Origin of the sequence: Nonomuraea sp. PA05 (assembly GCF_008086045.1) — a bacterium.
Taxonomy (GTDB): domain Bacteria; phylum Actinomycetota; class Actinomycetes; order Streptosporangiales; family Streptosporangiaceae; genus Nonomuraea; species Nonomuraea monospora.
Window position 1 is genome coordinate 79,727 of sequence record NZ_VSEY01000003.1, and the last position, 26,262, is coordinate 105,988.

Annotated in this window: 23 protein-coding genes, 1 tRNA gene and 1 pseudogene; 9 read left to right on the top strand and 16 right to left on the bottom strand. The window is 67.3% G+C overall.

Annotated features, from left to right (window positions below):
• The first annotated feature begins 60 nt into the window (after window positions 1–60).
• The gene (gene htpX / locus FXF51_RS05500; RefSeq protein WP_148433156.1) at window positions 61–912 is read left to right on the top strand and encodes a zinc metalloprotease HtpX; all 852 of its coding nucleotides are present in this window, start codon (window positions 61–63) and stop codon (window positions 910–912) included.
• On the opposite strand, the gene FXF51_RS05505 is transcribed toward htpX, so the two are convergent.
• Both FXF51_RS05505 and FXF51_RS05510 read right to left on the bottom strand, forming a co-directional pair.
• Window positions 909–1,373, bottom strand: a complete 465-nt coding sequence (locus FXF51_RS05505; protein WP_187414194.1) for an NUDIX hydrolase — start codon at window positions 1,371–1,373, stop codon at window positions 909–911. The genes htpX and FXF51_RS05505 overlap by 4 nt on opposite strands.
• 142 nt (window positions 1,374–1,515) lie before the next feature.
• Complete coding sequence (locus FXF51_RS05510) at window positions 1,516–2,016, bottom strand: YajQ family cyclic di-GMP-binding protein (RefSeq protein WP_148433516.1); 501 nt, start codon at window positions 2,014–2,016, stop codon at window positions 1,516–1,518.
• A 283-nt stretch (window positions 2,017–2,299) separates the two neighbouring features.
• Between FXF51_RS05510 and FXF51_RS05515 the strand changes: the two genes are divergently transcribed.
• From FXF51_RS05515 to FXF51_RS60530, 3 genes are all read left to right on the top strand, one after another.
• Window positions 2,300–2,381: transfer RNA gene (locus tag FXF51_RS05515), tRNA-Tyr, on the top strand.
• A 755-nt stretch (window positions 2,382–3,136) separates the two neighbouring features.
• Window positions 3,137–4,252 (top strand): AAA family ATPase, encoded by a 1,116-nt coding sequence (locus FXF51_RS05520; protein ID WP_222871136.1) that lies wholly within the window; start codon window positions 3,137–3,139, stop codon window positions 4,250–4,252.
• A gap of 839 nt (window positions 4,253–5,091) precedes the next feature.
• Window positions 5,092–6,507 carry a S8 family peptidase gene (locus tag FXF51_RS60530; RefSeq protein WP_187414196.1) on the top strand — a complete coding sequence of 472 codons (1,416 nt, stop codon included), beginning with the start codon at window positions 5,092–5,094 and terminating at the stop codon, window positions 6,505–6,507.
• 141 nt (window positions 6,508–6,648) lie between these two features.
• Here the strand turns inward: FXF51_RS60530 and FXF51_RS05530 are convergent, their stop codons facing one another.
• The 6 genes from FXF51_RS05530 to FXF51_RS05560 form a co-directional block, all read right to left on the bottom strand.
• A complete protein-coding gene (locus tag FXF51_RS05530; RefSeq protein ID WP_148433160.1) occupies window positions 6,649–8,040 on the bottom strand; it encodes a tyrosine-type recombinase/integrase in 1,392 nt (463 codons plus the stop codon).
• Entirely contained in the window at window positions 8,040–8,237 is a 198-nt protein-coding gene (locus FXF51_RS05535) for a helix-turn-helix transcriptional regulator (protein ID WP_148433161.1), read from the bottom strand. Before FXF51_RS05535 ends, FXF51_RS05530 begins: the two co-directional genes overlap by 1 nt.
• A 12-nt stretch (window positions 8,238–8,249) precedes the next feature.
• A complete protein-coding gene (locus FXF51_RS05540) occupies window positions 8,250–9,812 on the bottom strand; it encodes a YfjI family protein (RefSeq protein WP_148433162.1) in 1,563 nt (520 codons plus the stop codon).
• Window positions 9,809–10,705 carry a bifunctional DNA primase/polymerase gene (locus FXF51_RS05545; protein WP_148433163.1) on the bottom strand — a complete coding sequence of 299 codons (897 nt, stop codon included), beginning with the start codon at window positions 10,703–10,705 and terminating at the stop codon, window positions 9,809–9,811. Before FXF51_RS05545 ends, FXF51_RS05540 begins: the two co-directional genes overlap by 4 nt.
• Before the next feature lie 44 nt (window positions 10,706–10,749).
• Complete coding sequence (locus FXF51_RS05550) at window positions 10,750–10,968, bottom strand: hypothetical protein (RefSeq protein WP_148433164.1); 219 nt, start codon at window positions 10,966–10,968, stop codon at window positions 10,750–10,752.
• A gap of 547 nt (window positions 10,969–11,515) precedes the next feature.
• Window positions 11,516–12,094, bottom strand: a complete 579-nt coding sequence (locus FXF51_RS05560) for a hypothetical protein (protein ID WP_148433165.1) — start codon at window positions 12,092–12,094, stop codon at window positions 11,516–11,518.
• 158 nt (window positions 12,095–12,252) lie between these two features.
• Here FXF51_RS05560 and FXF51_RS62405 point away from each other — a divergent pair.
• Window positions 12,253–12,393, top strand: a pseudogene (locus FXF51_RS62405) (IS481 family transposase); the annotation flags it as partial.
• A 106-nt stretch (window positions 12,394–12,499) separates the two neighbouring features.
• Here the strand turns inward: FXF51_RS62405 and FXF51_RS05565 are convergent.
• Both FXF51_RS05565 and FXF51_RS63660 read right to left on the bottom strand, forming a co-directional pair.
• The gene (locus tag FXF51_RS05565) at window positions 12,500–13,792 is read right to left on the bottom strand and encodes a 5'-nucleotidase (RefSeq protein WP_148433166.1); all 1,293 of its coding nucleotides are present in this window, start codon (window positions 13,790–13,792) and stop codon (window positions 12,500–12,502) included.
• Between the two features lie 663 nt (window positions 13,793–14,455).
• Window positions 14,456–14,734, bottom strand: a complete 279-nt coding sequence (locus FXF51_RS63660) for a WD40 repeat domain-containing protein (protein WP_148433517.1) — start codon at window positions 14,732–14,734, stop codon at window positions 14,456–14,458.
• Window positions 14,735–15,630: 896 nt separating this feature from the next.
• On the opposite strand from FXF51_RS63660, the gene FXF51_RS05575 reads away from it, so the two are divergent.
• The 3 genes from FXF51_RS05575 to FXF51_RS05590 all read left to right on the top strand — a co-directional run bounded on the left by FXF51_RS05575 (window position 15,631) and on the right by FXF51_RS05590 (window position 20,543).
• The gene (locus FXF51_RS05575) at window positions 15,631–18,147 is read left to right on the top strand and encodes an FG-GAP-like repeat-containing protein (RefSeq protein ID WP_148433167.1); all 2,517 of its coding nucleotides are present in this window, start codon (window positions 15,631–15,633) and stop codon (window positions 18,145–18,147) included.
• Between the two features lie 393 nt (window positions 18,148–18,540).
• A complete protein-coding gene (locus FXF51_RS05585; protein ID WP_148433168.1) occupies window positions 18,541–18,969 on the top strand; it encodes an HIT family protein in 429 nt (142 codons plus the stop codon).
• A 512-nt stretch (window positions 18,970–19,481) separates the two neighbouring features.
• The gene (locus FXF51_RS05590; protein WP_148433169.1) at window positions 19,482–20,543 is read left to right on the top strand and encodes a methyltransferase; all 1,062 of its coding nucleotides are present in this window, start codon (window positions 19,482–19,484) and stop codon (window positions 20,541–20,543) included.
• Here FXF51_RS05590 and FXF51_RS05595 read toward each other — a convergent pair.
• The 6 genes from FXF51_RS05595 to FXF51_RS05620 form a co-directional block, all read right to left on the bottom strand.
• Complete coding sequence (locus tag FXF51_RS05595) at window positions 20,482–20,775, bottom strand: SCO4225 family membrane protein (RefSeq protein WP_148433170.1); 294 nt, start codon at window positions 20,773–20,775, stop codon at window positions 20,482–20,484. The genes FXF51_RS05590 and FXF51_RS05595 overlap by 62 nt on opposite strands.
• A 3-nt stretch (window positions 20,776–20,778) precedes the next feature.
• Window positions 20,779–22,923, bottom strand: a complete 2,145-nt coding sequence (gene helR, locus FXF51_RS05600) for an RNA polymerase recycling motor ATPase HelR (RefSeq protein WP_148433171.1) — start codon at window positions 22,921–22,923, stop codon at window positions 20,779–20,781.
• 93 nt (window positions 22,924–23,016) lie between these two features.
• Window positions 23,017–23,259, bottom strand: coding sequence for a hypothetical protein (locus FXF51_RS60535; RefSeq protein WP_187414198.1), 243 nt, complete (start codon window positions 23,257–23,259; stop codon window positions 23,017–23,019).
• On the bottom strand, window positions 23,256–23,759 hold the full coding sequence (locus FXF51_RS05610; protein ID WP_222871137.1) for an NUDIX domain-containing protein: 504 nt from the start codon (window positions 23,757–23,759) through the stop codon (window positions 23,256–23,258). Before FXF51_RS05610 ends, FXF51_RS60535 begins: the two co-directional genes overlap by 4 nt.
• Before the next feature lie 42 nt (window positions 23,760–23,801).
• The gene (locus FXF51_RS05615; protein ID WP_148433172.1) at window positions 23,802–24,545 is read right to left on the bottom strand and encodes an ABC transporter permease; all 744 of its coding nucleotides are present in this window, start codon (window positions 24,543–24,545) and stop codon (window positions 23,802–23,804) included.
• Window positions 24,526–25,467, bottom strand: a complete 942-nt coding sequence (locus FXF51_RS05620) for an ATP-binding cassette domain-containing protein (protein ID WP_148433173.1) — start codon at window positions 25,465–25,467, stop codon at window positions 24,526–24,528. The genes FXF51_RS05615 and FXF51_RS05620 overlap by 20 nt, the downstream gene beginning before the upstream one ends.
• A gap of 218 nt (window positions 25,468–25,685) precedes the next feature.
• Here FXF51_RS05620 and FXF51_RS05625 point away from each other — a divergent pair, with 218 nt between their 5' ends.
• Window positions 25,686–26,228: an AAA family ATPase gene (locus FXF51_RS05625; RefSeq protein ID WP_148433174.1), complete on the top strand. Its 543-nt coding sequence runs from the start codon at window positions 25,686–25,688 to the stop codon at window positions 26,226–26,228.
• The last annotated feature ends 34 nt before the right edge of the window (window positions 26,229–26,262 follow it).

Consider the following 26,262-nt stretch of genomic DNA (forward strand, 5'->3'; position numbering starts at 1 on the left):
ACGATGCACCGGGTCTTGGTCGTTGGACGTGATGAACCCAGACCACGAGAGGGGGGAACCTTGCACCACAACGGTCTGCGCACCGCCATCCTGCTCGGCGGGCTGTCAGCGCTGATCATCGCGGTGGGCGCGTGGTTGGGCGGCGGCACCGGTGCACGGATCGCGTTCGTGCTCGCCCTGGTGAGCAACGGCGTCGCCTACTTCTTCTCCGACCGCATCGCGCTGTCCGCCATGCGGGCCAGACCGGTCAGCGAGGTCGAACAGCCCACCCTCTACCGGATCGTCCGCGAGCTGTCCACGCAGGCCAGGCAGCCGATGCCGCGCCTGTACATCTCCCCGACGGTGCAGCCGAACGCCTTCGCGACGGGCCGGAGCCCCAGGCAGGCGGCGGTGTGCGTGACGTACGGGCTGACCAAGCTGCTCAACGAGGACGAGCTGCGCGGCGTGATCGGTCACGAGCTGTCCCACGTCTACAACCGGGACATCCTCATCTCCTCCGTGGCCGGCGCGTTCGCCACGATGATCACGTGGCTCAGCTACGTGGCCGTGTTCTTCGGCGGCTCGGACGACGACGAGGGCCCCGGCTTCGTGGGCGCGCTGCTGATGATGGTGCTCGGCCCGGTGGCGGCCACGATGGTGCAGATGGCGATCTCCCGTACGCGGGAGTTCCAGGCGGACGAGGCGGGCGCCAGGCTCACCGGCGACCCGCTGGCCCTGGCCTCAGCCCTCCGCAAGATCGAGATGGGCGCCCGCAGGCTGCCCCTCCCGGAGAACAGCCGCCTCACGTCGGCCTCGCACATGATGATCGCGAACCCGTTCAGCGGCTCCGGATTCGGCCGCCTCTTCTCGACCCACCCGCCCACCTCGGAGCGCGTCGCCCGCCTCGAGCGTATGGCCGGCTACCGCCGCTAACGCCCGCCTTCGGTGATCTTCCGCAGAATGGTCGCCAGATCCGGGGGATGCACGACCTCAGCGGTGCTTTCGAGCTCCTCAGGGCTCCACCACCGATACTCGGTCGTCGTGTCCTTCTCGATCTGCTCCATGTGCTCGAACGACACGACCGCGTCGCCCACCCGGATCGCGTAGAACGACTGGTCCTGGGTGAACGCGTACTCACCCCACTCGAACTCGATCAGCGCCTCGGCATGCGGCCCGGTGAACTCCTCCACCCCGGCCCGGATCCCGACCTCCTCGAACAGCTCCCGCGCCGCCGCCTCCTGCAGCGTCTCCCCGTCTTCCACGGCCCCGCCGATCGTGAACCAGAATTGCGACTCCGGCCGGGCCGGATCGAAGCCATGGAGCAGGAGCACGCGGCCTTGCTCGTCGATGGGCAGGACACGTGCCGTGAACCGGCGCAGGGGGATCTTCGTCACGCTAACCGAGCATAAGGTCAAGGCCGCCTGCAGCGCCGCCCTCAGATCAAGGAGCGGCCCGGGACACAAGGGTGTGCTGTGTCCCGGATACGCTCTCCGCGATCGTCTTGTGCCAGCTCGGAGCCGTACAGCATGCCTCGGGCTAGCGGTAGTTCACGAACTGCAGGGCGATGTCCAGATCCTTGCCCTTGAGCAGGGAGATGACGTCCTGAAGGTCGTCCTTCTTCTTGGAGCTGACCCGCAGCTCCTCGCCCTGAATCTGCGCCTTGATCCCCTTCGGCCCCTCATCGCGGATCAGCTTGGAGATCTTCTTCGCGTTCTCTTGGTCGATGCCCTCCTTCAGGCTGACCAGCATCCGGTACTCCTTACCCGACAACTTGGGCTCGCCAGCGTCGAGAATCTTCAGAGACAGGCCCCGCTTGACGACCTTCTCCTTGAACACGTCGAGCGCGGCACCCGCCCGCTCCTCGCTGTTCGCCTTGATCTCGATGTTGTTCTGCCCGGACCAGCTGATGCTCGCCCCGGTGCCCTTGAAGTCGAAGCGGTGCCCGATCTCCTTGACCGTCTGATTGAGAGCGTTGTCGACCTCCTGGCGGTCGATCTTGCTCACGATGTCGAAAGATGAATCGGCCAAAGCACCCATCCTCTCAGCTGCGGCGAAATCCGTCCGGCCCACGAAACGCCCGGACCCAGCGAACGAGCCTAGCCAGCATCGGGCCTCCGTGCAGGACCCCGTCCCCTTGCTCGCGTCGTACGCCCGCCATCCCCTTCGCCCATCTCCTCCCTCTTCCGTACCCTTCACCGCCCCTACGGTGGCACTCGGGGGTGGTGGGAGTGACGTCGGACTCGCCTCGGGACAAACCGGTGTCACGTGTACCTCCGAAGTCCGCTATTCTTCTGTCTGTCGCCGCGAGAGCGGATGGCACGGCAGGTTGCCCGAGTGGCCAAAGGGAGCGGTCTGTAAAACCGTCGGCTCAGCCTACGCAAGTTCGAACCTTGCACCTGCCACACCAGCGGGAAGAGGCCCGTCACCAGCGGAAACGCGGTGACGGGCCTCTCTCATTGTGTCCGGTGGTCTACGGCGATCACCGGCGTCCTACGGCCTCTCACGGCCAATACGCGGCCAAGTTTCTCGGTGCATGGCTGCACGTGGATGCCCCAGAGATTGCGCTCTCCGCCACTGTTGCTGACCGCAGCGATGATCAGGACCCAACCTCGATCCTTGCGCGTCCGACGCCGCTCGTGAGTGCACACCGACTGCCTGGGTGTTGCTCATGCTTCGTGCGAGGCCCGTGTTGGCAGCCAGGGAAGGGAGCTTGGGCTGTGGCTTCTAAGAGAACAGCACCGGTCTCGCTCAAGCCCTGTCTCGGTAGTGGGTCGGCGCTGTCGGCGCGCATCTCTCAGCGAATGCACGGGCGCCGGCCAGTTGGTCATCCAGCCGCTTTCGCTCGGATTGGCGGAAGCGATGCTGACACTGGGGCAGCAGAGGCTCAAGCATTGCTCACAACTCGCCAATGACCTCCTACCGCTTTCCGCTTGGCCGCTCGCGCTCTTCTCGCCTGGTGACAGCGAGAGATCGAACCGCGATCAAAGGAACCTTCCGTAGGTGCTTGTGCAGGGAGGAGTGGATGCTCCCCCAGCTTGGGCTCGATGCCAATCAGCAGCAAGGTCGGGACGGGTGGACTAGTTTTGTGAATCATCTATTCGAGTCTCCCAACGCCTGTTACGATCAGCCAGTGACAAGGCAAGAAGGATCCTCAGCAGTGGACGACGATCTGTCCTTGGACGATGATCTAGTCCAGTTCGCGCGCGCAGCGCTTGCGGCCAGCCCAGGATCCGAGATCCAGGTCGCGGTACGGCGACTCGCTCGTCGTTACAGAAATCGGAGGCCGAGACTGGCCGCTGATTTGATCGGTCTGTTGCGGGACAGTCCTCTTCGAGGCGAAGCCTATGGGACATCCCTATCGCAACCTCTTGATAGCGACTCACGTCTCCCACTCGTTCGGGAGGAGTACCCGGTCAGTGTCTCTATGGCGCCGATTTTGTCCGAAGAGATCGATGGGACGCTCACGCAGCTAATTCAGGAGCATGACAATGCACTCGATCTTCTGAAATCTGGACTTATTCCAACCCGTACCGCTCTCTTCATTGGGCCGCCCGGGGTTGGTAAAACACTTGCCGCGCGCTGGCTCGCTCGATCCCTGGACGTGCCTCTAATAATCCTCGATCTGGCGACCGTGATGAGTAGCTTCCTAGGCCGGACCGGCTCAAACGTGAAGCGCGTCCTAGAGTATGCCAAGACCAAGCGGTGTCTGCTTCTTCTCGATGAGCTGGACGCGGTCGCAAAGCGGCGGGATGATTCGACAGAAATTGGTGAGCTTAAACGCCTCGTTACTGTCCTTCTGCAGGAAGTTGATAATTGGCCAGAAGGGTCGCTGCTCCTCGCGGCAACCAACCACGCTGAACTGCTTGACCCTGCGGTGTGGCGCCGCTTTGAAGTGACGGTTGAATTCCCTCTTCCTGACGATGATGGGCTCGCGCGTGCTATTGAGCAGTATCTGGAGGGTGAGAGCCTTAGCTGGGAGCTGATCAGAGCCTTCGCTCGCATATACCGGGGGTCATCGTTCAGCGACGTGGAGCGAGAGGTGATGCGTGCGCGCAGGATGGCTGCACTTCGGAAGCTCGACCTGCAAGATGCGTTTCTACTTCGTGTCCGAGACAAGATCCGAAGTCTCGCTCCGCAGGAGCGCGGCAAGCTCGCCACTGCGTTGATGCAGGAAATAGGCATTTCTCAGCGCCGCACACATGAAATCACCGGTGTAAGCCGTGACACTCTCAGGAAGTATGCGAAAGTAGAAGGTAAGTCAACCGGGCAATAAGGATGTAGAACATGCCGGAGAACATCCGTTTCCTTCTAGGTTATGGAGAGCGCCTGACTGGCGCACTGCCTTCTCCCACTGGTTCACCAGGGCCAGAACCGCCCTACACCAAGGACGAGGCATTTTTGCGGCTTACTCCGATGGCGGCGTCTACAGCCACGAGTTTGAACAGCCTTTCTCGAGACGCATGCCCTCGGGACGAAGCGGTAGCCGTAATCACCATGCATCCGCAAGGGATAGCGAAATCTTATTACCCTAGCCGATTACTAACTGAACTATCTCTAAGGCATGTCGGAAGCAGGCCGGCAGAAGTCAGGCCGGAAAAGTGGACGCGGCAAGAAGAGCCCGTGCGGAGTCGCAGTACGGAGATACTCGTTGCCGGTAAGCGCGCGGCGTTCGACAGATGGGCGACGCTTTTTCGTGATCGGTCGCCTGACGTCCCCGATGACATCCGACGCATAGAAACAGTGAGAGCGCCCAGTGTGCACGAACGTCTCCGTGGGTCTTTTCCTGACGATGTCCTCGAGAATGCGGGGGATGAGATTCTTCTAGAGGTTGCCCTACACGCAAGTGCTGATCCTACTGCGGCGTACATCGTATCCGGTTTCGAGGCATACGCCCGATCCCTAGGCGCGGTTCCTGACCTAGACCGACGTCTCTATGCAGGAGGCTTATGCTTCTTGCCGGTCGAGGCACCCTTGGGGGTCATTAGACAGTTGGCTCACTTCTCCTACCTGCGTGTGGCTCGACCGATGCCAGGTCTCCGAGATGTGTACCAGATAGAACGTGTAACTCCAGTCAGCACAGTGCAGCCTTCCCCTTTCCCGAATAATCCTCCGGTGAATCCCGACCTGCGTGTAGCGGTATTCGACGGAGGGTTACAGCAAGGAACGGATCTGGCGCGATGGGCGTCATCCTTTGACGGGCAGGGAGTGGGAAGTGAAGTGCCGGCCCTGCTTGAGCACGGCTATTCCGTCACATCTGCGGTTCTCTTCGGGACGCTGCACCCCGGGGAAGCTGCCCCTCAGCCCTACGCCACAGTGGATCATTACCGCGTCTTAGACGATAAGTGTAAGAGCGACCCCTTCGAGCTATTCGATGTACTGCGCAGAGTTGATGAGGTGCTGCGCCAGAGGCAATACAACTTCTTCAACTTGAGCATGGGGCCCGATCTGCCCATCGAAGATGATGAAGTTCACTCCTGGACTGCGCTGCTCGACTCTCATCTCTCTGACGGTCACGCTCTGGCGGCCATCGCGGTTGGCAACAACGGTCTAGAGAATCATGCGTTAGGAGAAGCGCGTGTGCAGGTCCCTTCCGACTGCGTTAACGCACTAGGTGTTGGTGCAGCCGATAGTGCACGTGCGGGATGGAACCGCGCACGATACAGTGCGATAGGGCCGGGGAGGACACCGGGAAGGATAAAGCCTGACGTATTGCATTTCGGAGGTGATCAGCGGGAGCCCTTCATGGTCTACGATCAGAATGCTGCTCCAGCTGTCGCTGCGACGGCTGGTACATCATTCGCTTCGCCCGCTGCGCTTCGTCTGGCTTTAGGAGTCCGAGCGCACTTCGGCGAACGAATTAGCCCTCTCGGGTTGAAGGCGCTCCTCATTCACTGCGCGGACCCCGGCGGGTACGATCGTGCCGAAGTTGGCTGGGGTAGACTTCCACAGGATATCGAGCCGCTTGTTGTGTGTCCGGAAGGGAAGGTTCGAATAGTGTATCAGGGGGATCTGACTCCAAGTACGCGTATTCGGGCGCTTATCCCCCTCCCGGACGAGCAATTGCGTGGAAACGTCGCCATCGCTGCTACCTTCTGCTACGCGTGCCAGACTGACCCTGAAGACCCTGTTAGCTATACGCGTAGTGGACTAGACATTACATTCAGGCCTCACTCGGCTAAGTTCAAGGATTCAAGCGCCGCAGACCCCGCACCGAAGAGTTTCTTTCGGAAGACCCTTCGAGATAACGAACGTGTCCTCCGTGAGGGAGCGCAGAAATGGGAAACCACGCTTAACGAACAACATAGTTTCCGTGGTTCGTCGTTGCAGTCGCCGATGTTTGATATTCACTACACGGCTAGGACTTCCGGCGGGCCAGCGAAAGAAGCGGATAAGATCCGATACGCCCTAGTGGTTACGGTAACGTCTCTTCGCACCGCAGACCTGTATGATCGTGTCCTTACGAAGTATGCAGGGAGACTCGAAGCCTTACGGCCTATCGTCGAAATTCCTGTTCAGGTTGGCACCTAGGTCGGGCATGCTGCGCATGTCAAGGAACTGGCCGTTCTTGCGCAGCGGCGCGTATATAGCTCGGGTCGTGTCGGGCTGCCCGTCGCCTAACCGTGAGCACTCCTGGCCCGGGCATTGGTAGGAGAGGTGTACCGGTGACAATTATATCCTAGGAGATCCTTTTTTAGTGGCTTCCCAAATTCGCCGCATGGCCTCGTCGTGCTGGCCATGTATGCACTTGGCGTAGACACGTAGCAGAACGTTGACACTGTGACCTGCCCACTCGGCCACCTGGGGTGCGGAAACACCGGCGTTGAGCCATGTGGACACGCATGCATGACGTAGGTCGTAGGGGACGAGCATCAAGGGTGATCGGGCCTCTGTTGAGGTGAACGCCTCTGTGCGGGCTTCGTGAAATACCTTCAGGTAGGCGCGATCTGTCATGAGGCCGCCCCGCGGGCCGATGAAGATACGTTTGTCGGGGCCCGTGCCAAACTCTTGGATATGTTCTCGGAGCATCGCGCCGAGTTCTGGGTGAATGGGTACGTCGCGGGTCTCGCCGTCGGCCCGATGTTTGAGCGCGCGTCGCTCACGTACCTTTCCGCTGTTGGTCCATCGGCTGCCGGCGCGAGGTTCGGCATGGGTGAGCCGCAGCTCGCCCCAACCGTTCTCTGGAAGGCTGACAAGGTGCTCCTGCCGTAGGTCGACTACCTCCTCCGGCCGAAGGGCGGCGAAGTACATGCAGCCGAAGAACGCCTTCATACGCGGACCTCGGGTGCCCTGTCGTTGCACGGCAGCGAGGAAACGTCGTGCCTGATCGACGTTGATCACGACACGTGGGTCAACGCTGGTGAGCGTGCGTGGCTTGGTCCACTTCACTGCCTTGAGGGGGTTGGAGGCCAGGGCGCCGATCTCTACGGCGTATTCCATGGCGTTGTTGAGGCTCATGCGCTTGCGGTTCGCCGTGTTCGCGGCGGCAGTCCTGCCGTCCTTGGTGCGGCTGATGCGGTCGAGCATGCCGCGTGTGAGGAGGGCTCCCTTGCCGGGTTCTTCGAAAGCCGTCATGGCGACGGTGTTCGTTTCCAGCCACCGCAGGGCCGTCGCGAGTTCGGCCGGCGGTTCTGCTGGGTTCCGTACACGCTCGCTGTATGCCCAGCGGAGGGCAGCGCGTTGGGTGTCAGCGTCTGGTCCGCCGTTCTCCTTGGCCAGCAGGGCTTCTGCGGCATCGGTGAGGGCCTCTGCGATACCGCGCCGGTGGTTGGGCGCGGCGTATCGCCACTTGGCTTCGACGTAGGACAGCGTGAAGGTGAACCATGTGAGGACGGTCTCCTCGCGCTGCCAGGAGATCGGGCGGCCCGTGGCAACGCTGAACGCCTCACCTTGCCGGGCGGCCGTCATGAGCTGGGCGCGGAAGCTTTCGGCGTGAGCCAGCGTGCGGAACGGCTCCTTCCATTCGCGGCCTTCCACGATCCAGCGCACGGTGTAGGTGGTGACCCTGCTGCCCTTGTACGTCTTGATCGCCCAGAAGCGGACGCTGTATGTGATCTTTCCCATCAGGCGGCGTCCTCTCGCGCGTCGAGCCACCGGTCGAGTTCGGAGCGGCGGATGCGGAGTTCGCGGTTGGCCAGGGTGATGCAGCGTGGCCCCTGCTTCTTGGCGCGCCAGTCGTAGAAGGTGGAGCGGGCGATCTTGAGTTCGGCGCAGACTTCGGCGACTGTGAGCTTTTCGTCGGTGCGGGTTGCTGTCTTCATGCGCGGTCCTTCTCAGGCGGTGTGTTGGTGGAGGCTCGGGTGGACGGCGTAGGCCGGCGACGGGCGGCGGCCGGGGCCGGTGCGAGGTGGCTCGGGTTCACGGCGGATCCAGCCGAGCTGCTCCAGGAGGTCGAGCGGTGTCTCCAGCTCGGCGACCTTGCGGAAGCGGTTGCGCGGGAGGGCGGTGAAGGCTTCGCGGACGGTGAAGCGGGTGGTGGCGGTGCGGTGCAGCCAGGCGTGGACAGTGCGGGCGGCTTCGAGGTCGGGGTCGGCGCCCATGGCGTCGAAGGTGGCCAGCGCGTGGGCGATGAAGTATTGGCCGAGGGTGATGGCGGCGTTGACGGTGTCGGCGGTGATGGGGTGGCGCCAGCCGTCTTCGACGCGGGCGGCGAGGTGGATGAGGCCGGCGATGCGCATGACGGCGCCGTCGAACTTGCCTGCCCAGTCGGTGATGTGGCCGAGGTCGCCGGAGTCCGGGCGTAGGCGGCGTTCGGTGGTGCGGCGGTGTTCGGTGAAGATGGCGGCGGCTTCAGGCGATAGGACCAGGCGGGCGGGGTCGTCCCAGTCGTGCATGTCGATGGTGAGGCGTTGCAGGTTGGCGTCGTAGCGGGCGGCGATGTGGTCCGGGACGGTGGGGGCGTCCACGTTGCGGTAGCCGACGTTGCTTTTCGGCAGGCTGTAGAGGATGCGGCCGAGCAGGCCCTTGCCGCGGAAGCCGGGCATGGTGGCGATGTCAGAAACGATCTCGGGCTGGACGGCCAGGCCCATGGTCAAGATGGCCTGATCGACGCGTTCGCTGCGGCCTCGGCGGTCGATGATGAGCGGGTCTCCGGCATGGCCCTTCAGGAACAGGTCCAGATTCGGAGTGCCGGAGTAGCGGCCGGCGAGGGTGGCGAAGATGCCGCCCTCGGCGGACAGCACGGCCAGGCGGCCACCCTGCTCAACCAGGATGGTGGAGGCGGTTTCGGGTGTGACGTCGTCGGCCATGAGCCGGGGCTTGACCGGGACCTTGATGTCTTCGACGGCCAGGGCCGCGCTCTGAGCCTCGGCGATGGCGTCCGGGGCGGCTTCGCCGCGTGCCGAGCTGGCCGCGCGGGCAGCCTTCTCAGCAAGGTCCTCGGCCAGCCGTCGGGAGACTTCGGCCTCGGTGATCTGCGGTCCGATCCGGCTGAGCAGGGCGCTTTCGGCATGGAGCAGCGGTGTGGTCATGGCGCGGAAGACGGCGGACTTGCGTGAACCGGGCGGCATGGCGACCAGGACGAACAGGTTCACCGGCTCGACCCAGGAACCGCGGACGTTGACCACCGCGCGCCCGCCGGCGGCGGTGGACAACGCGGCCAGGGCGACGCAGCCCGCCAGATCGAGCGGCGTCTGTGTCTCCTCGGCCACGGCGCTGACGTGGTCGGCGACCCAGGCCGGGAGCACGTGCACGGGGAAGGGCGGCAGTTCTCCGCGCTGGCCGAGCGGCGCGGGCACGTCCCAGGCAGGTGGCGCGTTGTGCAGGTCCGTGAGCTGCTGTTCGGCCCCGAGGTTGCTCAGGATGGTCTCGGCGGTAGGGCGTCCGAGGGTAGTCATGCAACTGCCCTCCGGGGACGTCGTAGGCCGCTGTCGAGTCCCGAGCGGATGGTGTTGAACGCCTCGCGGAAGTCGAGCCCGATCCCTTCTGCGGCGTTGTGGAGACACGCCTCGGCGAGGTTGCGCGGGAGCAGGCTGGTCGCGATGAGCTGGCCGAGGGCGAACGCGGCGAGGTTGAGCGTGTCGTTGCGGGTGCCGGGCACGGCGTCCAGGACCCGTTCGACCTCCCCGCGCAGCGCGGCCAGCGCGTATCCGGCTGCTCGGTCCCCACCGCAGGCGGCCAGCACTGCCCCCGCAGACGTGCTGGACGTGGACGGTGGGGGAGAGTTGAGCTGCTCGGTCAGCCAGGCCGGGAGCGTGGCCGGTGTCGGGTCGTGCAGGACGTCGTAGGAGCCGCTGCCGTCCGGAAGGGCGACGTGGCTGCCCGGGGCGACGACGTAGCCGCCGTGCGCTCGGGTATCGATCTTCCAGCCGAGCTTGCCCGCGCTGTTGCGCAGGTCGATGTCGGCCGGGGCGGTGAAGTAGAGGTGAGTGCCGCGGCGCCGGGTGCGGACCATGAAGGTCTCCAGCGGTACCGGCTGGCCGGCCTGTTCGCAGAGCGAGGCCAGGACGTCTGCGCCGTCGTTGATGCCGGGCAGCGCCCAGTCGGTCGGCGGGTGCTCGTCGGGCTTGGGCACGTCCAGGTCGAGCACGAGGAGGCCGGATGGGCCGCAGGCGATGCCGATGTTGAACGGGGCGCGTGCCCACATGTGGCGGATGAGTGTGGTGTCGGTGGTGGCGTGCTGCTCCCAGGCGGTGAAGCCGGGCAGCGGGCGCTTGTCGTGCGGTGCGAGCGGGGGGACGTGCCAGCCGCGGGCGGCGGCGGCCAGGGCGTAGCGGGTGAGGTCGTGCATGTGGATCTCCTCAGCAGGTGATGCCGTGCGGGCGCTGGGTGGCATCAGTGGTCGCCGTCGCGGTAGAGGCGGCGGGCGTAGACGTAGAGCTGCCAGCCGAGGCGGGGTCGCTTGCCGGTGCCGTTGCAGGCGCGGCAGGTGCGGTTCTTGCCTGCGGGGCGGCAGCGGACGCAGGTTCCCCAGGGCGAGGCCAGGCAGAACATGCTGTAACAGAGAGTGACGATCGGTAGGCAGAAGACGAGAAGGGTGATGGCGTCAGCCATGAGGGCCTCCGAGGCCGGTTTCGACGTTTCCGCAGGTCGAGCTCTAGGCGCTAGATCACTGCTAGGGCACGGTTTTGGGGTCTAGGAGGGCCTCTAGGTCTAGAGGGGCAAGCCTCTAGACCTAGAGGCAATCGGCGGAGCTAGGAGGCCTTGCCCATGTCGCGGTGAGTGACTGCGGTGGTGATATCGTCCCGTGCCACGCCGCCGCACAAATACAGCCCTTACGATCGTCTAGCGTGGCCGGCCACCGTACGTGCATGGGGGCGATCGACAATCCAGGGTTCGTTCCTCACCCTGGCTCACTGAGCCGAGTCGACCTCTGAACCAGCGGATTGCAGGGTGACGAAGAATGGGCAGGAGGCGTTACGTAGCCAGAGGCGTTCCGGTGGCTACCGGATCTGGGACAACAAGACGCGTCGCTGGTGGGGCGACCCCTACGAATTGTGTCCCGACGATTTGCTCGACGAGCTGAACGGTGCGCGTGACTACGACAGAGTCACGGCCCTCCTCAAGCGCTACCGAGCCATGAAGCGATAGGCAGCGCCGTTCATACGCCATCCCATCCCTTCCATCCGTACCAAGGGCCAGTGAGGTGTCTGTACTGGTCATCCATGTTGTCGGTCGGGAGCTGACCGCTGGGCAACCAGACGAATCCCCTCGACGCCATGAGCGGCCAGTCTGATACGAGGAACCGGGAGCCACCAGGGATGGCTTCACCCCCGCTCGTGTAGTCACCGCAGATGCGATACAGCCCCACCCATCGGCATCCCGGGCTGGGATCGACGCCAGCGGCGATCTCCTTCGCGTATCTCTCGAGACTGGGTTGGGAGAGTGAGAATCGCACCCACAGGGGGCCGTCCATGGCAAGCGCGGCCACGACGGCGAAGAAGATCAGCGGCGCCGGCAGCCATCGGCGTAATCGCGCTGTCGTCAGCACATGCCTGGCCTGCCACCCCGCCGTCCCCAGGCGGGTGAGCCAGATCAGGATCAGCACACTCCAGGCGAGAAACATGAACATGATGGCCTCGGAGTACCACTTGGACACGCTGGCGCCGTAGAAGCTGATCAATGCCACGACCGAGACCGTAGTGAGGAACCTCCAGCCGGGCGGTCTGTCGATCATCACGGGGTCACTTTAACGCCAGGACGGGGTGAGGACCGGGTGGGAGGGCGTGCCGGTGATGTCCGCGTTGCAGGATCACCCCCACGCAGGTGGGGGTGATCCGCTGGGTCGGCTTTCGACGGTAGTTGCTGCTACCGCCCCCCCGCCTGGGGCGCGGCGCCCTGACCGATGAGTGGGCCTACGCCCGGCTGTATGCCTCAGAAGCCGAACGCCGCGCCGTCCTGCAGGCCTGGCTGCAGCTGCACCACCGTCACTGCGGACACACCACCCCGGGCAGCCAGCCACCCGCCAGCCGCGTCCCAACTTCACGGGACAGAAAACCAGGTGCCAGTGAGGCGACGGGGTCAGGAGCAGTGCACTCGCCGTCTCACCGGACTGAACGCCCTTCGCCCGGAAGCGGCGCGCTCGCTAAGGAGCCCAACTCCGGACCGTGACGCGGTCTCCCTTGGGAGCGCTGACCGGCGAGTGGTCGCCGAAGTACGACGCCAGCGCACCCCGGTCATCGGGCCCGTTGTGGGCCACGCTGTTGTTGGGCCACTTCCACTGCGGGAATCCCTCCCAGCCGCCGGCCAGGATGTAGTTCGCGGCGACCTTGATGACCTGCGTGTCGGCCACCGGCGCGCCGTTCAGCGTGATCTCCGTGACCTTGCCGTCCGTCAGCGTGTAGCGCAGCCCGGCGGACGGCGTCAGCACGCCCTTCTCCTTGGTGGCGTGCCCCAGCAGCCACTTGAGCTGGGAGCCGTTCATGGACCAGGTGTCGACGTGGAGCCCGGCCGGCTGCGTGAGATACAGCTGCTCGTACCTGACGGGGCCCTTCTTGATCTCGGCCTTTGGCGCGCGGACCGCGTACTTGCTGACCAGCGCGATCTGCGCGCCGGACACGGGCTGGACCGATTCCAGCATGGCGTCGGCCACCAGTTCGGCGATGGGGCCGCTGCCCCCGGCGTCGCGCTTGATGTCGTCAGCGGCGACGCCGATCTGCGTGCTGCCCTTCGGGCCCGCGCACTCGAAGTAGTAGATGATGTTCGTCTTGAGCTTGCTCGCCTGGTTGAACTCGATTTGCACCGAATACGTGGTCGACTCCTGGTCCCAGCTCAGCGTTTCCAGCACGGCGTTGTGGACGGGGCCGTGGTCGGCCGGGACGTTGAGCGTCTTCCAGTCCTGGGCGCCGACGAGGCGGTACTGGATCGACTGCGCACCCGCGGGGATCCCTTCCAGGCGGCCATGGAGCTTGAAGGTCAGCGGGCACTTCGACGTGGTGGTGCGCTCGAAGGCGATACGGGCCTTCTGTACCAGGTTCGGAAGCGGGGTCTCGGTCCCGGTCGGAGTCGGCGACGGGCTCGAGGTCGGGCTCGGGCTCGAGGTGGGCGTCGGCGTCGGCGTGGAGTCGGCGTCGACGTAGTCGAGGGAGGTGTTCACGCTGTCCCAGACGTCGCCGCTGTTCTCGTCGCCGCTGTCGCAGGTGACGGTGAACGAGGCCTTCTTGGAGGTCTTCTGCGCCGGGCCGACCACCCGGACGGCACCCCAGCCCTTGGCGTCGCCACTGACCTTGAGTGACGTGGACAGCCGGATGGTCTTGACGCCCTTGCCGCCGATCCGGTACGTCCTGATCTTGCTCTTGTCGCCGTCGCTGAAGGTCCACTGGTACTTCAGCGCGACCGGCGCCTCCACCTTCACCGTGGTGGACAGCGTCACGGTCACCGGGCAGGTGCCCGTATGTGTTTTCGGCGACGCGGCAGCGGCCCCGAAAACTATCGATTTCGGGGCGGCCTGTGCACCCGAGGTGAACGCACCGGAAGCCAAGGCCACAACGGTTACCAGTGCACCGATCCGGTGCCCGGCCCTAGTTAACAGTCTCACAGGATTCCTCTCAATGATCATGGCTGAAGAATCCTGGCAGAGCTTTATCACCGCAAAATAACAATGGGGTGCGCCGTGAATGGGAAATGGGCGCTTCCGTAATGGGACCCGTGGCGGCGTGTCACGGGTGTCGGAGAACTCGCTTCGGCAGTCCCGTCCCCTCCGTCTGGACCCGATACGACGCCTCGGCATCACAAGTCGCGCACACGCATGGCGCCCTCGTCAGGGATGACTGAGGCCCCAGACTCCAGCGGACTGATCGTCAGGGTCTTGTCGCGGTGACGTACGCATGTCGCAGGCGTACGCCGATGGGATGCCGCGTCCGTGGGAAGGGCCGCGTTCGCGGGTCATCCAGTACGGGCCGAGCCCCCACGACCTCACGGAAGCGTCGAAGCCACTGGAAAGAACGGCTTCGGCGTCGTCGCGGCGCCGGCCGACGGCCACCGTCCACACTGAATCGGTGTGACCACGCAGGACGCGGAGCAGCCTGCCGGCGTCCAGATTTCACACGCGTATGGTCTTGTCCCCGCTCGACGACACGATCACGCGTGTCCCGTCACAACTGCGTCCAACCGCTACCGACATGACGAGATCCTTGTGACCCCTCAGTGGCTTTCCGATCAGCGTGCCGGAGTCGAGATCCCATACACGGACGGTCCCGTCGCTGCTTCCCGACATGACCACTCGCGTTCCATCGCTCTGCCTTCCGATGCGAACGGCGAGCACCTCGGCAGTTTGGCCTCGCAAGGGCGGCCTATCGTAGAGGCCCTTCCGGGCCTCCATTACGTTTCAGGGGGCCGCCCTGCGTGGCCATTCGTCGCAGGTCGCGCATACACGTCAAGGTCTGCCAGCGCCGGTCAACGTCGGCCGCGGCGGAGCCGGTACCGGACCACCACAGCCTTCCGAGGCCGCGCAGGTGCACAGTTCGGGCCCGATCCCGCGAACGGGATCGGGCGCCAGCACGGTCGTCTCGTACTCACTCGTTCCGTGCGACTCAAGACAGCGGATCCCGGTGATGTGCCCGCCGGGAATCAACGCTTCTCACGCGAGCCGAACCGACAATCCAGCCGACCAGCTCCCTGCGCGGAATTTACTGCAGTCCGCTGCCGGGAGCACTCTATGCACCCATTCTGTCGCCGAGGTCACCATGAGCGCGACCACCCGGGTGACGTTCGAATTGGCGAAATGGGCGTCGCGTTCCGTGGTCGCCGACACGCCATCCGTTTTGACGCACCACTCTGACCTCGCCGGAGGCTGCACTGGCATAGGCATGGGACACCTGATTTCATGCCCTTTTCACGAGACTGTTGTCATCGTCCCATGGCGCCGGCTTCGCGACGTCATCACCGAGCTGTTCGGACCCCATTCGCAGCCGACCTGCCACCAGCGTCAGGGCCACGAGTGCCGCGATCACCGCCTGGCGGCGCATCGCACCTGGGCGCGTTCGTCCCTTCGTGACCGGTGTCCGTGCACGCACGTTCAGCCTCCGTCACCCTTCGAGCATCTCGGGGAGCGCTGAAGATCGCCATCCATTCAGCACGGGCGGAGGGTCACACGACGCTCAAATACCGGGCAATCCCAGAAACAGGCAGATATACCGCCCGCATACCGCGTCTCTCTAGCCTCGCCTCGTACCCGCGGATCGCACGGGCCTGGGGAGTCACCGGAGGTTTGTGATCATGATTTCCGCACCACGCCGGATGACGCTCGGCGTCGTCGCGGCGCTGGCAGCGTCCTTATCCGTAGCCGCCGGGACGACGCCGGCCGGCGCGTCCGCGATCTCGCCGCCGTCGCTGGTGGACGACGGCGTCCATCCCTACCCCGGCGCGGCGGAGATCCTGGCGGCGCAGAACGTCAGGCTGATCTCCGGCGACGGCCACATCTTGCTGGCCGACTGCGCCACGCCGGCGCAGGGCGACATCGGACTGCTGAAGATCTGGACGACGGACGAGGCCATCGGCGCTGACGGGATCGGCCGGGTCTGCTTCAAGGTCACCGCGTCCGGCGGCGTACTGAACCTCGAAGTCCCCGGCGTGTTCGAGATCCGCGGCGACGGCCAGCGTGAGGGCACCGGTCACCAGGTGACCGCCAAGCTGCGCGACGACGACGGCGAGCAGCACACCGTCGAGGTGGACCCGGACGGCAGCACGCAAGTGGGCCTCGGCGCGGACCCGGAAGCGTCCCCGACCATGCTGCTGCGGCTACGCGCCGGCACCGGCCTCGCGCCGGGCACCGGCGAGCACGCGGCGGTCGGCAAGCTCGGCACCGCCGGCCGTGAATGCACCGCGACGCTCGTCGCCCCACGCTGGGCGCTCAGCGCCGCGAGCTGCCTGGCCGCCGACCCGAACCAGCCCCTGCTGGCCGAGGGCCCGCCGTCCGCCGCGACCCATGTCGCGTTCCCCGGCAAGTCCGCCGTCAAGGTCGACTGGCTGAGCCCGCGTCCCGGCCGCGACGTCGTCCTCGCCCGGCTGGCCGCCCCGATCGACGGGATCACCCCGCTCACACCGGCCGCCACCGCTCCCACCGGGGTCGAGCTGGTCGCCGTCGGCCACAGCCGCACCGCCGTGACGGACACCGACTGGACCACCGACCTGCAGCAGAGCGCGCGGATCACGTTCACGGCAGCCACCGCCACGACGCTGACCGCCGAGGCCGGCCCGCTGGTGTGCAGCGGGATGGCCGGCGCGCCCGTGCTCAACGGCGGCAAGCTCGCCGCCGTACTCAGCCAGGCAGGCCAGGCCGGCTGCCCCGGCACCACCGGGAACGGCGGCGCCGTCACCGCCGCCCGCGCCGACGACCTCGCGATCTGGGTCAATGCCATCACCAGCAGCACTGCGGACCACACCTGGACCCTGGCCGACGCCGCCCTGGGAGCAGCCGTCGGCACCACTGCCGACAGCGCCTTCACCGGGACCGGCCTCCCGCTGACCGCCACCGCCGGCGCGACCTGGAAGACCGGCGACACCCGCAGCCCGGCCGTCGAGCTCAACGGCACCACCGCGACCCTCTCCGCCGGCGGCCCCGCCGTCGTCACCGACGCCGACTTCAGCCTCAGCGCCTGGGCCAAACCCGCCGCCGGCGGCACCGTCCTGTCGCAGGACGGCGTCAACACCGCCGGGTTCAAACTCTGGGCCGAGAACGGAGTCTGGCGCTTCGCCATGAGCCGATCCGACGTCGCCAGCCCCGTCTGGGACACCGCCACCGCACCCGCGGGCAGCGCTCCGGCAGGCGCCTGGTCGCAGGTCGGCGTGACCTACAAGGCCGCCACCGGCGTCGCGATCCTCTGGGTCAACGGGCGCAACGTCGCCAGCGTCCGCCACACAGTGAAGTGGAAGGCCGCAGGCGCGCTGCGCGCGGGCGCGCACAAGACCGGCGCCGCCGGCCTCGGCGGCCACTTCAAGGGTGTCCTGTCCACTCTCCAGACCTGGAACCGGCTGTCGGTCACGCCCGCGCCGAACGATCACGACTTCGACGGGGACGGGCGTAACGACGTCGTCATCACCGACGCGGCCGGTGACCTGTGGATGTATCCGAGCCAGGGCGGCACGGGCCTGTCCACCGTCAGCGGCGCCAACCGGGTGAAAATCGGCAGCGGGTGGGGGTCGCTGAAGTGGATCGTCACCGACTGGGACGCCGACGGCCTGGCCGACGTCGTCATGAAGGACTCCGAAGGCGAGCTGTGGACGTATCCCAACCGGAACGGGCAACTCGTCTCCGGGGCCAGGGAGCGGGTCGGCACCGGATGGGGCAACTACGTCCACGCCGCCGGGAACGCCAACGACAAGGCGGCCGCTGATCTGTTCGGCGTCAACAACGCCAACGGCGCGCTGTACTACTACCCCGACGGGGGCGGCAAGACGACGATCGGCAACAGCGGCTGGACCGGCTTCCGCGTCTTCCCCGCCGATTTCAGCGGTGACGACCGCGCGGACGTCATGGCGATCGACACCTCCGGTCAGCTCTGGTTCTACGCCAACACCAGCCAGAACGGGGTCGCTCTCGCCGCTCGTACGCAGTCCGGCACCGGCTGGAGCAGTTACAAGGTCGCGGCCATGGATCTGAGCGGTGATGGCAGGACCGACCTGGTCGCTCTCGACGGGAGTGGCGATCTGTGGGTCTATCCCGGCAACGGCAGCGGTCGCTTCGGCAGCCGGTTCCAGATCGGGGCCGGGTGGACGGTCAACGCCATCGGCTGACCCGGAGAGGTGGCACGGGGCGATGACGCCTGGTCGGCCCGGGATGGCGTGTCATCCGCGGGCCGACCCGGACGACACCGGCTCAGGCCGAGGCGAGAGGGCCGGATCGGCTGGGTGGTCAGGGCTTGCGCGGCGTGCGCTGCCGGCGGGGCGAGATCCGGTTGCCGTCCGGGTCCACCGCCTCGATGCGGACGCCGAACGGATGGGTCCACGGGTTCGGGCTCCTCGAAGGTGACTTCGATCAGCGCACGCAGGAAGCTCCGGACAACCGTGGAGAACCCGGCCGGGTCCTTTTCGTGGACGGTGTGCCGGTGGGAAGCTCCACGAGTCGGGTATGCGGCGCCGGGTGGCCATGTGGCGTGCGTCCGTGAGAGGTGCGGGAAGATCGGGAACATGCCGATATCGATGCCGTCCACGGACCAGTGCCCCTTCTGCGACTACCTCGCCGGCCTGCACCCCGTCACCATCCTGGAGCAGGGGGAGCACGTCGCCATCCTGGTCACGCGATGGCAGCGCGGGCAGGGGCACGTGCTGGTGATCCCGGTCGCGCACCGTCCGACGGTCATGGACGTGGTGGCGGAGGAGGAGCAGCGGTTGATGAACGCGGTGCGGCGGGCGGCGCGGGCCATCGAGGCCGCCTATGACCCCGGGGGCATCGCCGTCTGGCAGAACAACGGGGTGGCCGCGCATCAGACCGTGCCTCATGTGCACTTTCATGTCGCCGGTACTCTGCCCGGCGGTGGCACGCGGTCGGGTGAGGTTCCTTGTCTCGACGTTGCGGAGACCGATGGAATCGCCAAGCGCCTCAGCCCTCATCTTTGAGGGGGTGGGCCTTGTCCGGGAGACATGGGCGCCGATGGTGAGCTCCGCTGGAGGTAGTACAGGTCGATGGGCCGGATCAGGGCGTACAGGTGCGGCCGGGCCCAGGGCGCCAGGCCGGTGAGAGCCTGCTGGAGTCGCCGGCGCGGGGCACCACCGCTGCACTCATCGCACTCACACCGGCGAAGCAGCCGCTCGGCCGTCCCGACGAGGGCTGCCTCCTGCCAGGCCACCAGGGCCGAGGCCACCGCGCCCGGCCACATGCGGGTGTGTTCGAGCCTGATCACCGCCGTCATGGGCCGGCGGCCGAGCCCCGGCACCTGATGGATCACGGCTCTGTGGGCCCCGCACGCCGAGCCGCGCGTACGGACCTCGGAAGGGCGCCTACGCGGCATGGCCCTTTCTGATCGAAGACATGGGGACGATGGTGACAGCCAGGGGTCAGATTTGTCCAAGACCCCGCGGACAGGGCGCGTGGTAGCTTCCGGCCAGACGAGCCAGGGAGGGCCGGAGCCATGACCCACGACGAGCAGAGCCAGGCCTCCGCATGGGTCAAGGCCTGGAAGGTGCTGGAGCCGGTGACGGACCTGGTCACGCCCATGGCGGTACGGGTGGCGGCCACGTTGCGGCTGACCGATCTGATGGCCGCTGACGCGGTGTCCGTGGAGGAACTGGCGCGGCGGGCAGGGGCGGATGCGGACGCGCTGGGGCGGTTGCTGAGTTTGCTGGTCTGCCGCGGGGTGTACGCAGAAAAGGAGCCAGGGAGGTTCGCCGTCAACGAGGCCGCCGCGCTGCTCGCGTCCGACCATCCGTCCGGGATGCGGGCGCGGCTGGACCTGGACGGGTTCGGCGGGCAGATGGATCTGGCGTTCACCGGGCTGCTGCACACCGTGCGCACCGGTGGGCCGGCGTGGGAGACGGTGTTCGGTGCGCCGTACTGGGATCATCTGGCCGCGAACCCGGAGCTGAGCGCGTCGTTCGACGCGATGATGGCCACCGGCGCGGACTACGTCGCCGACCTGGTCGAGGGGTACGACTGGTCGCGGGCGCGGCACGTGGTGGACGTCGGCGGCGGCAGCGGCGTCTTTGTGGCCGAGGTGCTGCGTGCCCATCCGGAGGTCAGGGCCACGCTGGTGGATCTGCCCGGGACGGTGGAGCGGGGGCGGCGGTATCTGGCCGGGCTGGGGCTGGAGGGTCGGTGCTCGTTCGCCGGGCAGAGCTTCTTCGAGCCGCTGCCCGCCGGCGGCGACGTGTACGTGCTCAAGCGGGTCGTGCACGACTGGGGAGATGACGAGGCACGCAGGATCCTGCGTCGATGTGGTGAGGCGGCCGGGCCGGACGGGCGGGTGGTCGTGATCGAGACGGGCGACGATCCGGCGATGGTCGCCGAGATGAGCTTGCGGATGCTGGTGCTGAGCGGCGGGCGGGAGCGGAGCGTGGACGGCTATCGGGCGCTGGTCGAGGAGGCGGGGCTGGGGGTGGCCGGGGTTCGCCGTACCCCGCTCGGGCACGTGATCATCGAGGCCCGCGCAGGACGCGCCACAGCACGTACGACTGCAGCAGCCCCGCCCCCGTGAGCAGCCCGACGAGCAGGACGGGATCGTCGAGCGGGGGCGGGACCACGTCCCACCCCCACCAGATGAGCGTCCCGAGGGGGAAGGTGACCACCATGAGGGCGACGCCGGACAGCAGGATCGGGTCCTGCACGGTGAGCAGGGTGATCGCTGAGACGGCGCCGAGGAGCAGCACCAGGGCGGCGTACGCGCCGGCGAGGGCCGCCGCGACCCGCCCGTTCCGGTGGCCGGCCATGGCTCAGGTGAGGATGACGAGTCGCTGGGTGGCGCGCGTCATCGCGACGTACCGGTCGACGGCGCCTTCGATGCCCTCGCCGAAGGACTCCGGATCGACGAGCACGACCAGGTCGAACTCGAGCCCCTTCGACAGGGCCGGCGTCAGCGAGCGTACGCGCGCCGTCTCCTCGAACGTGGGATCGCCGATGACGCAGGCGGTCCCGTCGGTGTGGGCGGCGAGCCAGGTGTCGAGGATCGAGGTCAGGTCCGAGGCGGAGCCGCGGGTGACGGGGACGCCGGTGCCGCGGATGGAGGTCGGGACGTTGGCGTCCGGGAGTGCGGCCCTGATGACGGGCTCGGCCTCCGCCATGATCTCCTCGGGGGTGCGGTAGTTGACGGTGAGCGAGGCGAGGGTGACCTGGTCGAGGCCGATCCGCTTGAGGCGGTCCTCCCACGACTCGGTGAAGCCGTGCCTGGCCTGCGCGCGGTCCCCGACGATGGTGAAGCTCCTGGACGGGCAGCGTTGCAGCAGCATCTGCCATTCCGCGTCGGTGAGCTCCTGCGCCTCGTCCACGACGACGTGCGCGAACGGACCGGCGAGCAGGTCCGGGTCGGCGGCGGGCAGGGCGTTCTCGTCCACCAGGCTGTCGCGCAGGTCCTCGCCGCGCAGCATGGTCACCAGGCCCTCGCCGTCGTCGTCGGCTTCGAGGAGGTTGTCGACGACGTGTGACATGCGTTCGCGTTCGGCGGCGACGGAGGCCTCCTGACGGCGCCTGCGCCGGGACGTCTCCGGGTCGCCGAGCCGCTGGCGGGCGGCGTCCAGGAGGGGCAGGTCGGAGACGGTCCAGGCGGCGGGGTCCGCGCGCTGGAGGCGCCGGATCTCGTCGGGGGCGAGCCAGGGGGCGCACATGCGCAGGTAGGCGGGCACGGACCAGAGGTCTCCGACGAGGTCGGCGGCCTCGATGATCGGCCAGGCGCGGTTGAACGTGGTCAGCAGCTCCCTGTTCCGCAGGAGGGACTTGCGGAGCAGGTCGGGGGAGATGTCCTCGTCGTCGTGCTTGTCGGTGAGGATCGTGATCAGTTCCTCCCAGATCTGGTCGCGTGCCTCGTTGTGCGGGGTGCCGGGGTCGGGCGCGGCGAACGCCTCGGCCCAGTCTTCGGCGCTCAGCCAGATGTCGGAGAAGTGAGTGGTGACGGTCATGCCCTTGGCCGGCGGGTTCTCGTAGAACCTCACGGCCGGTTCGATCGCCTTGACCAGGTCCGCGGAGGCCTTCAGACGCGCCACCTCCGGGTCGGTCTCGGGCGTGGCCGCGGCTCCCTCGGTGACGAGGTCGCGCAGGGTGCACGTCTGCACGCCCTCCTCGCCCAGGCTGGGCAGGACGTCGGCGACGTAGGCCAGGTACGGCTGGTGCGGGCCGACGAACAGCACGCCGCCGCGGCGGTGACCGAGGCGAGGGTCGGAGTAGAGGAGGTAGGCGGAGCGGTGCAGGGCGACGACGGTCTTGCCGGTGCCGGGGCCGCCGTCCACGACGAGGGCGCCGCGCGATCCGGCGCGGATGATGGCGTCCTGGTCGGCCTGGATGGTGGCGAGCACGTCGCGCATCCGCGGCGAGCGGCTGCTGCCCAGGCTGGCGATGAACGCGGACTGGTCGTCGAGCGCGGCGTGCCCCTCGACGCCGTCCGCGGTGAACACCTCGTCCCAGTAGTCGCTGATCAGCCCGCGGGTCCAGCGGTAGCGGCGGCGGCTGGCCAGGCCCATGGGGTTGCCGTGGGTGGCGCCGAAGAACGGCTCGGCGGCGGGGGAGCGCCAGTCGAGCAGCAGGCGGCGGCCCTCGCTGTCGGTGAGGCCGAGGCGCCCGACGTAGACGGGCTCTGGGTCGTCCTCGCCCACCATGTGCCCGAGGCACAGGTCCAGCCCGAAGCGGCGCAGCGCGCGCAGCCGGGAGGTCAGCCGGTGGATCTCCAGGTCCCGGTCGAGCGCCTGGCGGCCCGCGCCGCCAGGGGCCTTCCGCTCGGCGTCGAGTCGCTGCGACAGCTCGGCGATGGCCTGGTCGAGGCTCTCCGCGATGGCCGCGAAGTGCCGCTCGTCGCGGGCGATCAGGGCGGGGTCGGCCTTGGGGGCGAGGTGTCCGGGCAGGTTGAACGCGCTGGTGGGCAGCGGTGGCACGGTTGGCGGCTCCGATCTCGGTGGTACGTGGCGGTGGCCACGGCCGTTGATTCTGCGCCATGACCGGGGTCTTGCCGCAAGCCCCCCGGTGCGCTATACGTTAAGAGTGGCAAGCGGCGTACGTTCCGCTTGCCGTTTTTTGTTTCTGAGCAGTAGCACGGCCACGCACCCGCAGACTACGGCGACGATGGGCCACCACGGCACGGCCCAGGCGGTGGCGGTGGCCTCGACGAGCTGGGGCGAGTCGTCGATGCGATCGGCGCGGACGCCGGAGACGGTGACCGTCTGGCGGGCGGTGAGCGCGGTGTCGCCGGTGTTGCGGATCGTGCGGGTCACCCCCTCAGGAGGGGCAGCCAGGTGCGTTCGGGGCAGACGCGCTCGATCTCCCCGCGCGGCAGCCAGTCGGCGCGGGTGCTCTCCGAGCCCGCCGGGGGCCGCGTCGGCGCGCCCGGCTCCGGCAGCACCGCGCGGAACATCGCCATGTACGCCAGCGACGGGTACCGGTAGCCGGCCGGCGGCGGTTCCAGCAGCTCGATGCGCTGCCAGGCGAAGATCGACAGGTCGGACGGCGGCAGGCGCAGGCCGGTCTCCTCGTACAGCTCTCTGGCCGCCGCCTGCGCCAGGCTCTCGCCCGGTTCCAGGTGGCCGCCCGGGATGTCCCAGCCGCGGCCCGCCCTGTCCACGTACGTCATCAGCGTCCGGCCGCCGGAGTCCGACACGAACGCGAACGCCGACGTGGTCCGCTCGGCCGGGGGAAGGGTCTCGGTAAGGATCACGTCGAGGCGGTGCGCCACCGGGATCCAGGGCACCGTCCGCGTCGCCACCACAGAAGTCACCAGCTCACTCTGGTGGCGACGGGAAACGGATGTCAAAACGGTTCAAAGACCTCGGCGCAGCGCCCGGTTGCCCAGGTAGAGGCCGATCGCGGCGATGGCGCAGGCGGCGGCGGTGCCGTACAGGACGGCGGGGTCGGCCAGGTCGCCCGCGAACAGGGCGCGCTGGGCGTCCACGAGGTAGGTGACCGGGTTGAGCTGACCGAGCGTCCGCAGCCAGGCAGGCGCGGTCTCCAGCGGGAGCAGCACCCCCGAGAGCAGCAGCAGCGGGAACATGATCGACTGACTGACCACGTAGAACAGGGTGCCGCCCGGGGCCGACTTGATGGCCAGCACGAACGACAGCGCCCCCAGCCCCACGCTGAAGATCACGAGTTGCAGCAGCGCCGCCAGGACGCCCGTCAGGTGCAGCTCGAAGCCCAGCGGAATCGCCAGCGCGATGATCAGCACCGCCTGCACGAGCAGGGTGAGCACGGCCTTCACGCTCTTGCCGACCAGCATCGCCGTCCGGTTCAGCGGCGTGACCATCAGGCGCTCCATCGCGCCGCCGATCAGCTCGACCAGCAGCGTGTAGCCGGCGCTCATCGGGCCGGTCAGGCACATCATGACCAGGATCCCCGGCACGAACCACTGCCACGACGCGCCGACGGCCCCGTCCAGCAGCGACCCGAACAGGAACAGGAACAGCAGCGGCTGCCCCATGTCGAACAGCAGGCCGGCCGGGTTGCGCAGGCTTGGCTTGATCTCGCGGGAGAAAACGGTGGTGGTGTCACGCAGGAACGTCGTCATCGGTGAGGCTTCTCCCGGTCAGGGTGAGGAACACGTCGTCGAGGGTCGGGCGGATGGTCTCGGCGGTGACGACCTTGATGCCGGCGGCGTCCAGGGTCCGCAGGTAGCCGGGCAGCGCGGCGGTGGCCTGGGCCACCCGCAGCCGCACGGTGAGGCCGTCGGCGGCGCCGCCGCCGATCTGCGCGGCCGTCTCCGCCTCGTGCCCGGTGCCGGTGGTGATCACGATGTGGTCGCCGGCCAGGTCGTTCTTGAGCTGCTCCGCGGTGCCGTCCGCGATGATCCGGCCGCCGTCGATGATCACCACCCGCTCGGCCATGCTGTCGGCCTCCTCCAGGTAGTGGGTGGTCAGGAACAGGGTGGTTCCGTACGTCTCGCGCAGGCGCAGGATGTGCTCCCAGATCTCCGCGCGGCTCTTGGGATCGAGGCCCGTCGAGGGCTCGTCGAGGAACAGCAGGTCGGGGCGGTGGATCAGGCCGAGGGCGATGTCGAGACGGCGGCGCTGGCCGCCCGACAGGGTGCCGGGCAGGCGCTTGGCCAGCGGCGTCAGGTCCAGCAGGTCGAGCAGCTCGCCGGCGCGGGCGGCGGCCTCCCTCGGGCGCAGGCCGTAGCAGCGGCCCTGGGAGACGAGCTCGTCACGGACGAGGTAATCCTCGCCCGCGCTGTTGCGCTGCCCCACGTACCCGATGCGGGCCCGCACCCCCGCCGGGTCCCCGGCCACGTCGTGGCCGGCGACGGTGGCGGTGCCGGAGGTGGGCGGCAGGAGGGTGGTGAGCATGCGCAGCGTGGTGGACTTGCCGGCGCCGTTCGGCCCCAGGAACGCGACGAGCTGGCCGGCCTCCACGTCGAGGTCGATGCCGCGGACGGCCGCCACGCTCTCCTTCTTGACGGTGAACACTCGGGTGAGCCCCCGGGTATGGATCATGGTCGCCTTCCTCCGGGCATGGCGAAGAAACCCCTGGTCGGGGCGTGCTTCAAGGATCGAACCCAGTTTGTGCAGCCTTAAGCTGATTTGGCAAACGCGAATGTGACATTCATAAACGGCTCTGACCTGCACGAACACCGTCGGGAGCGGTGTCTCTGACGTGGCCGATTTCGAGGCCCCGAAGTGCGGTTTCATCGCATTCTGCAAATATTTCGCACATGTGCGAATGTGTCGTGCTCGTCAACGGACTGCCGGGCTCCGGCAAGACCACGGTGGCCAGAGCGCTCGGGCGGGCGCTCGGCTGGCAGGTCATCAGCAAGGACGACCTCAAGGAGACGCTGGCCGACGTGCTGGAACGGCCCGAGTCCGTGCCGCCGCGCGTGTGGAGCAGACGGTTGGGAATGGCCGCGGGGGAGAGCATGTGGACGCTGCTGGCCGCGGCCGGGCGCGGCGCCGTACTGGAGAGCCCCTGGCTGGCGCCGCTGCGGCCGGTGGTGCTCGCCGGGCTGGAACGGGCGGGCCTGGAGCCGGGCCCGCGCGTGCGCGAGGTCTGGTGCGACGTGCCGCCCGAGCTGGCCAGGCTCCGGTACGAGCGGCGCGTACGGCACGCCATCCACTTCGACGCCGAGGCCGGGGACGAACGGTGGCGGGAATGGACGGCCGGGGCGCGGCCCCTGGGGCTCGGCCCCGTCTATCGGGTCCGCACCTCGGAGGTAATTGATATTCCCGGACTTGCGGAATTGTGCGTGGCTCCGCAATGATCTCCCGCGTGAAACGTCTCTTGTTATTAGCGGC